Source organism: Lentzea indica (assembly GCF_012184385.1).
In the GTDB taxonomy this organism is placed as follows: domain Bacteria; phylum Actinomycetota; class Actinomycetes; order Mycobacteriales; family Pseudonocardiaceae; genus Lentzea; species Lentzea indica.
The window spans coordinates 20,556-31,979 of sequence record NZ_VSRL01000087.1 but is presented as its reverse complement, the minus strand read 5'-3'; the positions used below and the strand labels follow the sequence as shown (position 1 = coordinate 31,979).

At 68.2% G+C, this 11,424-nt stretch carries 13 protein-coding genes and 1 pseudogene; 11 read left to right on the top strand and 3 right to left on the bottom strand.

Features of this window, described 5'->3' with window-relative positions; all coding sequences use genetic code 11:
- On the bottom strand, positions 1-199 hold a 199-nt coding region (locus FXN61_RS55565; RefSeq protein ID WP_167976217.1), incomplete at its 3' end, for a beta-ketoacyl synthase N-terminal-like domain-containing protein.
- Between FXN61_RS55565 and FXN61_RS23565 the strand changes: the two genes are divergently transcribed.
- The 7 genes from FXN61_RS23565 to FXN61_RS23535 are packed head-to-tail and all read left to right on the top strand — an operon-like array spanning position 183 to position 4,146.
- Positions 183-731 carry a hypothetical protein gene (locus FXN61_RS23565; RefSeq protein ID WP_167976216.1) on the top strand — a complete coding sequence of 183 codons (549 nt, stop codon included), beginning with the start codon at positions 183-185 and terminating at the stop codon, positions 729-731. The two genes, FXN61_RS55565 and FXN61_RS23565, sit on opposite strands and share 17 nt — an antisense overlap.
- A complete protein-coding gene (locus FXN61_RS23560) occupies positions 728-1,030 on the top strand; it encodes a hypothetical protein (protein ID WP_167976215.1) in 303 nt (100 codons plus the stop codon). Before FXN61_RS23565 ends, FXN61_RS23560 begins: the two co-directional genes overlap by 4 nt.
- Entirely contained in the window at positions 1,027-1,644 is a 618-nt protein-coding gene (locus tag FXN61_RS23555) for an ESX secretion-associated protein EspG (RefSeq protein ID WP_167976214.1), read from the top strand. The genes FXN61_RS23560 and FXN61_RS23555 overlap by 4 nt, the downstream gene beginning before the upstream one ends.
- Before the next feature lie 15 nt (positions 1,645-1,659).
- Positions 1,660-2,001, top strand: coding sequence for a YbaB/EbfC family nucleoid-associated protein (locus FXN61_RS23550; RefSeq protein ID WP_167976213.1), 342 nt, complete (start codon positions 1,660-1,662; stop codon positions 1,999-2,001).
- Positions 1,998-2,297 carry a type VII secretion target gene (locus FXN61_RS23545; RefSeq protein WP_167976212.1) on the top strand — a complete coding sequence of 100 codons (300 nt, stop codon included), beginning with the start codon at positions 1,998-2,000 and terminating at the stop codon, positions 2,295-2,297. The genes FXN61_RS23550 and FXN61_RS23545 overlap by 4 nt, the downstream gene beginning before the upstream one ends.
- Complete coding sequence (locus FXN61_RS23540; protein ID WP_167976211.1) at positions 2,294-3,091, top strand: hypothetical protein; 798 nt, start codon at positions 2,294-2,296, stop codon at positions 3,089-3,091. Before FXN61_RS23545 ends, FXN61_RS23540 begins: the two co-directional genes overlap by 4 nt.
- Positions 3,088-4,146 (top strand): serine hydrolase domain-containing protein, encoded by a 1,059-nt coding sequence (locus FXN61_RS23535; RefSeq protein WP_376770712.1) that lies wholly within the window; start codon positions 3,088-3,090, stop codon positions 4,144-4,146. Before FXN61_RS23540 ends, FXN61_RS23535 begins: the two co-directional genes overlap by 4 nt.
- Here the strand turns inward: FXN61_RS23535 and sucD are convergent.
- On the bottom strand, positions 4,139-5,017 hold the full coding sequence (gene sucD, locus FXN61_RS23530; RefSeq protein WP_167976210.1) for a succinate--CoA ligase subunit alpha: 879 nt from the start codon (positions 5,015-5,017) through the stop codon (positions 4,139-4,141). The genes FXN61_RS23535 and sucD overlap by 8 nt on opposite strands.
- Complete coding sequence (gene sucC / locus FXN61_RS23525; RefSeq protein ID WP_167976209.1) at positions 5,017-6,123, bottom strand: ADP-forming succinate--CoA ligase subunit beta; 1,107 nt, start codon at positions 6,121-6,123, stop codon at positions 5,017-5,019. The genes sucD and sucC overlap by 1 nt, the downstream gene beginning before the upstream one ends.
- A gap of 123 nt (positions 6,124-6,246) precedes the next feature.
- Between sucC and FXN61_RS23520 the strand changes: the two genes are divergently transcribed.
- The 4 genes and pseudogenes from FXN61_RS23520 to FXN61_RS55560 all read left to right on the top strand — a co-directional run bounded on the left by FXN61_RS23520 (position 6,247) and on the right by FXN61_RS55560 (position 11,380).
- Complete coding sequence (locus FXN61_RS23520; protein ID WP_167976208.1) at positions 6,247-7,956, top strand: thiamine pyrophosphate-binding protein; 1,710 nt, start codon at positions 6,247-6,249, stop codon at positions 7,954-7,956.
- Positions 7,957-7,981: 25 nt separating this feature from the next.
- Positions 7,982-9,211: a formyl-CoA transferase gene (gene frc / locus FXN61_RS23515; protein WP_167976207.1), complete on the top strand. Its 1,230-nt coding sequence runs from the start codon at positions 7,982-7,984 to the stop codon at positions 9,209-9,211.
- Positions 9,212-9,233: 22 nt separating this feature from the next.
- Positions 9,234-9,892, top strand: a pseudogene (locus FXN61_RS56470) (acetate--CoA ligase family protein); the annotation flags it as partial.
- 18 nt (positions 9,893-9,910) lie between these two features.
- Positions 9,911-11,380: an acetate--CoA ligase family protein gene (locus tag FXN61_RS55560; RefSeq protein ID WP_376770714.1), complete on the top strand. Its 1,470-nt coding sequence runs from the start codon at positions 9,911-9,913 to the stop codon at positions 11,378-11,380.
- The last annotated feature ends 44 nt before the right edge of the window (positions 11,381-11,424 follow it).

Genomic DNA, 11,424 nt, shown 5'->3' with positions numbered 1-11,424 from the left:
CGGTGTCGATCGACACCGACGGACCTTCAAGCCCGAGCGCGTACGACACCCGGCCGGAGATCACCGAAGGCGAGGCACCGGTCGAGCCGAAGCCCTCGGCGCCGTTCGCGCTACCGAGCGCACCGGCACCGTTCGCGCTGCCGACTGCGCCCGCTCCGATGGCCTTGCCGAGCGCTCCCACGATGCCGGCGGGGGCCACGTCGGGCTTCTACTTCTACTTCGGTGCTGCCTCGGCGGACCAGCAGAAGCAACAGGCCGTCCGTGCGATGCAGACCTACGAGTCCAGCCTCAACGGCAGCGGCCGCCTCATCGACGACGCCCGCGGCAACATCCCGCAGGCCGCCTCGGCACCGGCCCGCACCGCAGGGCCGTCGGCGGTGAAAACGCCCAGCTCGGGCGGTGTCCCGTGGCAACGCCTCGTCGGTGGCGGCGGTTCGATGGCAACGACCAGGGGACCGGTGATCGGAGCCGCCGCCCCGGTGAGCCAGCAGTTGAGCCCAGGGCTGCGCACCGGAGTGATGTTCGGCCAGCACGGCGCGATGGCCGCGACCGGCTCGCTCGCCGCTGACGCACGAGCGGCCGCCCAGAACAACGCGATGGCGTCACCACCACCGGGTGGTGCGCGCAAGGACGACGACCAGCGGCACGAGAACCAGATGCCGACGCTCGACCACGACCTGTTCGCGGTGAACGAGCGGGTGTCGCCGGCAGTGATCGGGGAGGAGTCGTGACCGGCTACGAGGTGGCACCGGACCAGCTGCAGGACCGGATCAGGACCTTGACCCGGCTGGCCGAGCTGACCGGTGATCTGGTGGCGACCGCGAGCAGGCTCGCCGAGCGGCAGCCGTTGCTCGGCACCGCGCCGCCCGCCCAGGACCTGGCGCGCAGGCTCAAGGAGGCGGGCTCGGGGATGGCGGGCGAGGTGAGCGCGGCCGAACGCGAGGTGCGGGCGTTCCAGCAGATGCTCGCGGAGATCAAGACCGCCTACACCGAGACCGACGCCGAGCAGGCGCGCAAGGCGGCACGATGATCGCCTTCGACCTCGTGGAGATGGACCTGCTCGCCACCCACGCCGGGGTGCGCTGGCCGTTCCCGTTGCGGGTGCCGTCGTTCGGCAAGCTCGCCGACGAACGGGCCGCGCTCCTCGCCGACGCGGGCAGAGGACTTCAGGTTCGCGGTCTGGCCGAGGCGCACGGACCTGTTGGCATGGCCGCGGAACTGGTGACGGCGCTGCACGAGCACCGAGCCGTGGTGGACCTCGTGGTGCCGGGGACGGGTGCGGTCGCGATGGTCTACGGCGACGACGCACTCGTGTGCACGCAGTCCGAGAGCACGGTCCGGGTGACGCACGTCGAGGCAGAGACGCTGGGCGACGAGCTCGTGGCGCTGGTGCCGGAACTGCGGCCCGCGCAGCTCATGCCGATCACCCTGCCACCCGGTGCCGGGCTTGACCTGGAGGTCACCGGGCAGGGCCAGGCGGGCGTGATCAGGGGAGGGCAGCGGCAGGAGGTGTCCTGGTTGGACAGTGCGACCGGCCGGGTCAGGGTGGATGTGGGCGACGACGGCTGGGTAAGTGTGAACCCGATGCGGCACAACGACCTGGTCCGCGCGATAGGTGAGCTCGCCGCGGTTGCGCGAGCCTAGAAGAGGGGGAGAAAAGTGGATCCAGCACAGTGGCTGGCGGACTATCAGGAACGCCTGGAACGAGTGGCGTACAGCGCGCGGTCGGCGAGTGCGAGCCTGGCCGAGGTCGGGGCGAGCGCGACCTCGCCCCGCGGTGAGGTCACCGTGACGGTGAACGCCGGTGGCGTGCTCGGCGACGTCGCGCTGACGCCGGCGGCGCGCAAGCTCGACGTCGACACGCTCGCGCTGATCGTCAGCACCGCGCGGGAGGCGCAACGGCTGGCGGGTGCGCGCATGACCGAGGTGATGGCGAGTTACCTCGGCGAGAGCGACGCGCTGCACCAGATCACCTCGCACCTGCCGGAGGCCGTGCGATGAGCTTCACCGTCGATCACGAGCAGTTGCGCGGTCATGCCGCGACGCTCGCCGGGTACGCCGATCAGCTTTCCGCGACGGGCGGGCGGTTGCCCGACCAGCTCTGTCAGGAGTCGCTCGGTTCGTTCGCCCAGTTCATGACCACGGGTCTCAGCGGCGCGATGGGGGAGACCATGGGCGCCTTCGCGCACGTCGCGTCCACAATGGACAAGGTCGGTACCGGCATGCGGCAGACCGCCGACACCTATCAGCGCACCGACGACCGCAACGTCGAGGACATCACCGGGGCCGCCCGATGACCGCCACCGCGACGGACACGGACACGATCGCCGCGCTGCTCAACGAACTCCGCACCGCCACGAACGCCATCGCCGGCGACGAGTGGCTGTCGTCGGACCTGGCCGCCACGCCCAAGGCCGAGATCAGTCAACTGGGCTCGGACGGGAAACCGTTGCAGGCCTTGGACAGCGCGGGCGTCGGCTTTCTCACGCCGATGATCTCGTTCCTCGAGGAGCCGCTGAACCAGCTGCGCGGCAACCCCGACGGAGTCCAGCAGGGCGCGGGCGAGTTCCAGAACGCCAGCAAGGCGGCGGCCGCGCTGGCCGAGGAGTACAGCTCGAAGGCGGGCAGCGAGACCAGCGGCTGGTCCGGCCAGAGCGCGACGGACTACGCCAAGACCGGCAAAGAACTCGCCGACGGCGTGCTGTCCGTCGCCGAGACCGCGCTGACCAACGCGACCGCGCTGATCAAGGCGGGGGAGGTGGTCGCCCAGGTCGTCGCCGAGGTCACGCGCCTGATCACCGAGGCGATCGGCAAGATCGTGCCGATCATGACGGAGGCGATCGCGGCGGCTCCGGCGACGTTCGGGCAGAGCATCGCCGTGGCGATCCCGCAATGCGTGCAGATCGCCGTCGACTGCGGTGTGCAGATCGCGGCCAAGCTCGCCGAGCTGCTGGCCAGCGGCGAGAACCTGATCAAGCTGGTCGAGGGTGCGCAGGCCGTGCTGAAGATCGTGAAGCAGGCGTTGTCGGTCATCGGCGAGCAGGCCCAGGGCACAGCCGAGCTTCCGACCGCGAAGAAGGTGACCGCGTGAAGCGCCTCGCCGTGGTCGTCTGCGCGATCATGCTCTTCAGCGCCGCACCGGCGAAGGCCGACGACGCGGTGCGGACAGTGCTCGACCAGTACCTGGCGCAGGCAGGACCGGGCGTCGCCGTGCACTACCGCGCGGGCACGCTGTCGGCAGGCACCGCGAAGATCCACGAACAGCGCGCGCTCAGCAGCCTCGACCACTTCCGGATCGGCAGCCAGACCAAGACGTTCACCGCCGTCGTGGTCCTGCAGCTCGTCGACGAGGGGCGCGTCGAACTGGACGCGCCGATCTCCCGGTACCTGCCCGGTGTGGTCACCGGCAACTACAACGGCGACGTCATCACCGTCCGCCAGCTGCTCCAGCACACCAGCGGCATGGTGAACTACGTCCGTGACGCGCGGGCGAACCCCGACGGCACGTACACCCTCGCCGAACTGGTCCGCTCGGCCATGGACGAGCCTGCCCAGTCCGCACCCGGTGCCGCGCAGCACTACTCCAACGTCGGCTTCCTGGTGCTGGGCATGCTGATCGAACGTCTCACCGGCAAGCAGGCCGGTGACGCGATCACCGAACGGATCATCAGCCCGCTCGGTCTCACGCGGACGAAGTTCCCCGCGCCCGGCAACCGGGCACTGCCCGCACCGTTCCTGCCCGGCTACCTCGGCGGACGCCTCGGCCCGATCTTCTTCTGGACCGAGGTGACCACCGCGATCGAGCTGTCGTTCTGGAGCACCGCCGGCGCGATGTCGTCCACATTGGACGACCTGCAGCGCTTCTACCGCGCACTGATCAACGGCCAGGTCGTCTCACCCGCGGCACTGGCCGAGATGAAGCAGACCTGGGGGCAGTCCGGCACCTACGGGCTCGCCCTGGTCAAGCTGCCGTTGACGTGTGGCGGCGTAGCGTGGGGCCACAACGGCGCCCTGCCCACCGGCCACCACTCGTTCACGCTGGTCACCGAGGACGGCCGGTTCGCGTCGGTGGTGACCAACACGAACCGGATGGACTCGAAGCCGTCCTCGTTCGACGTGGCGGACAAGGCTCTCTGCACTAACTAGTCAGGAAGGCCCGTGCGAGCGCGGCGGTCTCCGACGGCGTCTTGCCGACCCTGATGCCGACCGCCTCCATGACCTGCTTCTTGGCTTCCGCCGTGCCCGAGGATCCCGAGACGATGGCGCCCGCGTGGCCCATCGTCTTGCCCTCGGGCGCGGTGAAGCCGGCGACGTACCCCACCACGGGCTTGGACACGTTGTCCCGCACGAACTCCGCCGCCCGTTCCTCCGCGTCACCGCCGATCTCGCCGATCATCACGATCAGCTCGGTCTCGGGATCCGCCTCGAACGCCGCGATCGCGTCGATGTGCGTGGTGCCGACGATCGGGTCGCCGCCGATGCCGACGCACGTCGTGAAGCCGAAGTCCTTCAGCTCGTGCATCAGCTGGTAGGTCAGCGTGCCGGACTTCGACACCAGGCCGATGGAACCGGGCTTGGTGATGTCGGCGGGGATGATGCCCGCGTTCGACTTGCCGGGACTGATGATGCCGGGACAGTTCGGCCCGATGATCCGTGTGTTCGAGTCCTTGGCGTGCGCCCAGAACCGGGCCGTGTCGTGGACCGGGACGCCCTCTGTGATCACCACGGCCAGGCCGATCCCCGCGTCCACCGCCTCGATCACGGCGTCGCCGGTGAAAGCAGGCGGCACGAACAGCACCGACACGTCCGCGCCGGTCTGCTCCATCGCCTCGGCCACCGTGCCGAACACCGGGAGCGTGACGTCGTCGAACCCCACAGACGTCCCGGCCTTGCGGGCGTTCACCCCGCCGACGACCTGAGTGCCTGCCGCGAGCATGCGGCGGGTGTGCTTGGAGCCCTCGGATCCGGTCATGCCCTGCACGACCACGCGGCTGTTCTCGTCGAGGAAGATCGCCATCAGGACTCCTTACCGGCGCCGGCGAGGGCGGCGGCACGGCCGGCCGCGTCGTCCATCGTGTGCGCCACGGTGATCAGCGGGTGTCGTGCTTCGTCGAGGATGCGGTGGCCGGCCTCGGCGTTGTTGCCGTCCAGGCGCACCACCAGCGGCTTGTCGGCGCGGTCGCCCAGCAGGCCGAGTGCTTGCACGATTCCGTTGGCCACCGCGTCGCACGCGGTGATGCCGCCGAAGACGTTCACGAACACGCTGCGCACCGACGGGTCGGAGAGGATGACGTCGAGGCCGTCGGCCATCACCTGGGCCGAGGCGCCACCGCCGATGTCGAGGAAGTTCGCGGGCGCGGCACCGGCCAGCGCCACGACGTCCAAAGTGGACATGACCAGGCCCGCGCCGTTGCCGATGACGCCGACCGTGCCGTCGAGCTTGACGTAGTTGAGGCCCTTCTCGGCCGCCCGCACCTCCAGGGGATCGCCCTCGGAGCCCGAATCCGGGCGAGAGTGCCGGAAGGACGCGTTGCCGTCCAGCGTCACCTTGCCGTCCAGCGCGACGATCCGGCCGGACTTGGTGCGCGCCAACGGGTTCACTTCGACGAGGGTCGCGTCCTCGGAAACGAAGACCTTCCACAAAGCGGAAGCGACGGCGTTCACTTCCTCGGCAACGTCCGGTGAAAACACCGCAGATGCGTCGAAAGCCGAAGCTGGCATTCGAGTGATGGAGTCCGCCATCTCCTCGATCTCCATGCCGCCGGTGGCCGAGGCCATGCCGATGAACGTCCTGTTGGCACGATCAAGAAGGAACGACAGGTAGTACTCCTCCGCGATCTCACTCGCCTCGGTGACCAGCACCTTGTGCACGGTGTGGCCTTTGATGTCCATCCCGAGGATGGCGGAGGCCGCTGACGCCGCTTCGCCGGGCGACGAAGCGAGCTTGATGCCGCCGGCCTTGCCGCGCCCGCCGGTCTTCACCTGAGCCTTCACGACAACGGTCCCGCCCAGCTTCGCGGCGGCCTCGCGCGCGGATTCAGGAGTGTCCGCGACGAAACCACGCGGAACGGGCACCCCGTACCGCTCGAAGAGGTCCCGCGCCTCGTGTTCGAAAAGATCCACCGTCTACGTCCTCTCGCCGAAAACTTGCGGCCATCTATGGACATCCGGTTGGTAGCGGAGTAACGATATGCCTACCTCATACGGTATGCAATCTACAGTCGAGCGCTAAGGGGCTGATCGCCGATGACGAGTTCCGCGGAGGCAGTGCCAGATTCCGGGCCGGATTCTGGGTCGATCTCTGGAGGACATCTGGTCGCCAAAGCGCTCAAGGCCGAGGGCGTGGACACGATCTTCACCCTGTGCGGCGGCCACATCATCGACATCTACGACGGCTGCGTGGACGAGGGCATCGCCGTCGTCGACGTACGACACGAACAAGTAGCCGCGCACGCCGCGGACGGCTACGCACGCATCACCGGCAAGCCCGGTTGCGCCGTGGTCACCGCGGGGCCGGGAACCACTGACGCCGTCACCGGCGTCGCGAACGCGTTCCGCGCGGAGAGCCCGATGCTGCTGATCGGCGGCCAGGGCGCGTTGAGCCAGCACAAGATGGGCTCACTGCAGGACCTCCCGCACGTCGACATGATGACGCCGATCACCAAGTTCGCGGCGAACGTCCCGCACACCGCCCGCATCGCGGACATGGTGTCGATGGCGTTCCGCGAGGCCAACGCCGGCGCGCCAGGCCCGTCGTTCTTGGAGATCCCGCGCGACGTGCTCGACGCCAAGGTGCCCGTGTCGCAGGCGCGTGTTCCGCAGGCGGGTCACTACCGGGCGTCCACGCGCAGCGTCGGCGACCCCGCGGACGTCGAGAAGCTCGCGGACCTGCTGGTGCACGCCAAGAAGCCGGCGATCCTGCTGGGCAGCCAGGTGTGGACGACGCGCGCCACGGACTCCGCGATCGAGCTCGTCCGCACCCTCAACATCCCCGCCTACATGAACGGGGCTGGCCGCGGCACCCTGCCTCCCGGCGACCCTCACCACTTCCAGCTCTCGCGCCGCTACGCCTTCGACAACGCCGACGTGATCGTGATCGTCGGTACCCCGTTCGACTTCCGGATGGGGTACGGCCGCAGGCTTTCCGCGAACGCGACGGTCGTCCAGATCGATCTCGACTACCGCACGGTCGGCAAGAACCGCGACGTCGACCTCGGCATCGTCGGTGACGCGGACCTGGTGCTGTCCAGCGTCACGCAGGCCGCCTCCGGCCGTGAGGACAACGGCGCGATGGGCCGCAAGGTGTGGCTGGAGGAGCTGCAGGCGGTCGAGGAGAAGGCCAGGCAGAAGCGTTCGGAGCACCTGCGCTCCGACGACATGCCGATCCACCCGTACCGCCTGGTGAGCGAGATCAACGACTTCCTCACCGAGGACTCCATCTACATCGGCGACGGTGGCGACGTCGTCACGTTCTCCGGCCAGGTCGTGCAGCCCAAGTCGCCGGGCCACTGGATGGACCCGGGTCCACTCGGGACGCTCGGCGTCGGCATCCCGTTCGTGCTGGCGGCCAAGCTCGCCAGGCCGGACAAGGAGGTCGTGGCGCTCTTCGGTGACGGCGCGTTCAGCCTCACCGGCTGGGACTTCGAGACGCTCGTCCGCTACAACCTGCCGTTCGTCGGCATCGTCGGCAACAACTCGTCCATGAACCAGATCCGCTACGGCCAGGCCGCCAAGTACGGCCTCGAGCGCGAACGCGTCGGCAACACGCTCGGCGACGTGCGTTACGACCAGTTCGCCAAGATGCTCGGCGGCTACGGCGAGGAAGTACGCGATCCCAAGGACATCGGCCCGGCGTTGCAGCGCGCACGCGAGTCGGGCAAGCCCTCGTTGATCAACGTGTGGATCGACCCCGACGTGTACGCGCCCGGAACCATGAACCAGACGATGTACAAGTAGGTGGAGCTGCCCAATGGGAAATTCAGTGGGTAAAGCCTTGGAGGGCGTCAAAGTCCTCGACATGACGCACGTGCAGTCCGGACCGTCGTCGACCCAGCTGCTCGCCTGGCTGGGTGCGGACGTCATCAAGCTGGAGACGCCGGGACGCGGTGACATCACCCGCGGCCAGCTGCGGGATCTGCCCGATGTGGACAGTCTCTACTTCACGATGCTCAACTGCAACAAGCGGAGCATCACGCTGAACATGAAGGCCCCTGAGGGCAAGGAGGTCTTCGAGAAGCTCGTCGGTGAGGTGGACGTCCTCGTCGAGAACTTCGGCCCCGGTGTCGTGGAACGGTTCGGCTACCCGTGGGAGAAGCTGCAGGAGCTCAACCCGAAGCTGATCTACGCGTCGATCAAGGGCTTCGGGCCGGGCCGCTACGCCGACTTCAAGGCGTACGAGGTGATCGCGCAGGCCATGGGCGGCTCGATGAGCACCACCGGGTTCGAGGACGGTCCACCCCTCGCCACCGGCGCGCAGATCGGCGACTCCGGCACCGGAATCCACCTGGTGGCCGCGATCCTGGCCGCGCTGTACCAGCGGACCAACACCGGGCGCGGGCAGCGGGTCCAGGTCGCGATGCAGGACGCCGTCCTCAACCTGTGCCGGGTGAAGCTGCGCGATCAGCAGCGACTCGCCCACGGGCCGCTGGGGGAGTACCCGAACGAGCAGTTCGGGAACGAGGTGCCCCGCTCCGGCAACGCATCCGGTGGTGGCCAGCCCGGCTGGGCGGTGCGCTGTGCCCCCGGCGGCCCCAACGACTACATCTACGTGATCATCCAGCCGGTCGGGTGGAAGCCGCTGACCGAGCTGATCGGCAAACCGGAGCTCGCCGAGGACCCGGCCTGGGCCACGCCCGAGGTCCGGCTCTCCAAGCTGGACAAGGCGTTCGCGCTGATCGAGGAGTGGACGGAGAAGCACACCAAGTGGGAGGTGATGGACAAGCTCAACGCCCACAACATCCCGTGCGGACCCATCCTGTCCACAAAGGAGATCATCGAGGACGCGACGCTCGCCGAGCTGGGCACCGTCGTCGAGGTCGACCACCCCGAGCGCGGCACGTTCAAGACGGTCGGCAACCCGCTCAAGCTCTCCGACTCGGTCGTCGAGGTGCAGCGCCCGCCGCTGCTCGGTGAGCACAACGACGAGGTGCTCGGCGCTCTGGGCTACAGCACCGAACGACTGGCCGAACTCCGCACCGCCGGCGTCATCTAATCCGTTAGGGAGACGAGATCTCATGCCGGACAACGGCTACGACCGCGCCGCGGTCGAGAACGTACTCGCGAAGGTGCGGGCGGAGGGACGGTCGTCGCTCACCGCACCGGAGGGCAAGCGGGTCTGTGACGCCTACGGGATCGCGACCCCGGCCGAGGCGCTGGCGAAGTCGTCGGAGGGCGCCGTCGCGTTCGCCGAGGAGATCGGCTACCCGGTCGTGCTCAAGATCGTCTCACCGGACATCCTGCACAAGACCGAGGCCGGCGGCGTGCTGGTGGGCCTTCGCAACGCGAACGAGGTCGCCGAGGCTACCGCACGATCATCCACAACGCCAAGAACTACAAGGCGGACGCCGAGATCACCGGCGTCCAGGTCCAGCAGCAGCTGCTGACGGGGAACGAGGTCCACGAGGTCATCGTGGGCGCCACCACCGACGAGACGTTCGGCAAGATCGTCGCGTTCGGCCTCGGCGGGATCCTGGTCGAGGTGCTCAAGGACGTCACGTTCCGGCTGGCACCCACGAGCAACTCCGAGGCGCTGTCGATGGTCAACGGCATCGCCGCCGCGGAGATCCTGCGAGGGGTGCGTGGCGCGGAAGGCGTTGACACGCACAAGCTCGCGGACCTGATCCACCGCGTCTCGGATCTGGTCACGGACTTCCCGCAGCTCGCCGAGGTCGACCTCAACCCCGTGCTCGCCATGCCTTCTGGGGCGACCGCCGTCGACGTGCGGATCCTGGTGGACGAGAACGCAGCCAAGGAACCGCACCGGTTCACGCAGGACGAGATCCTCGCCTCGATGAACCGGATCATGAAGCCCGCCGCCGTCGCCGTGATCGGTGCCTCCAACGAAGAGGGCAAGATCGGCAACTCGGTGATGAAGAACCTCGTCAACGGCGGCTTCCAGGGCGAGATCTACCCGATCAACCCCAAAGCCGACGAAATCCTGGACAGGAAGGCGTTCGCGAGCATCGCCGACGTTCCAGGAGACGTCGACGTCGCGGTGTTCGCGATCCCGGCCAAGTTCGTACCGGCAGCGCTGGAAGAGGTCGGCAAGAAGGGCGCGGCCGGAGCGATCATGATCCCCTCCGGCTTCGGTGAGACGGGCAACCAGGAGCTGCAGGACGAGATCGTCACGATCGCGCGCAAGCACGGTGTGCGCATCCTCGGCCCGAACATCTACGGCTACTACTACACGCCGGAGAACCTCTCGGCGACGTTCTGCACGCCGTACGACGTCAAGGGCGGCGTCGCGCTCTCGTCGCAGAGCGGCGGAATCGGCATGGCGATCCTCGGATTCAGCCGTTCCGCCGGCATGGGCGTCTCCGCGATCGTGGGCGTGGGCAACAAGGCCGACATCGACGAGGACGACCTGCTGACGTTCTTCGAGCAGGACCCGAACACCCAGCTCGTCGCGATGCACCTGGAAGACCTGAAGGACGGCCGTTCCTTCGCGGAGACGGCGAAGCGCGTCTCGGAAAAGAAACCGGTCGTGGTGCTCAAGGCGGGACGAACCGACCAGGGCGCCAAAGCAGCCAGCTCGCACACCGGCGCACTGGCGGGCAACGACCGGGTCTACGACGACATCCTCAGGCAGAGCGGCGTGATCCGCGCACCCGGCCTGAACGACCTGCTGGAGTACGCGCGCGGCATTCCGCTGCTGGCCACGCCGAAGGGCGAGAACGTCGTCATCATCACCGGCGCGGGCGGCTCGGGCGTGCTGCTCTCGGACGCCTGTGTGGACAACGGGTTGAGCCTGATGACCATTCCGGACGATCTGGACGCGGCGTTCAGGAAGTTCATCCCCCCGTTCGGCGCGGCGGGCAACCCCGTCGACATCACCGGCGGCGAACCGCCCTCGACGTACCGGAACACGATCGCGCTCGGTCTCGCGGACGACCGCATCCACTCGTTGATCCTGGGCTACTGGCACACCATCGTCACGCCACCGATGGTGTTCGCGAAGCTCGTGGTCGACGTCGTGGAGGAGTACCGGGCGAACGGAATCCACAAGCCCGTCGTCGCCTCGCTCGCCGGTGACGTTCAGGTCGAGGAAGCCAGCGAGTACCTGTACCGGAACGGGGTGGTTGCGTATCCGTACACAACGGAGAAACCTGTCGCAGTACTGGGCGCGAAGTACCGGTGGGCCCGTGCTGCCGGCTTGCTATAGGTAGTCGTGAGTGGTCGTGGTCGTGCAGACGGCCACGGCCACTC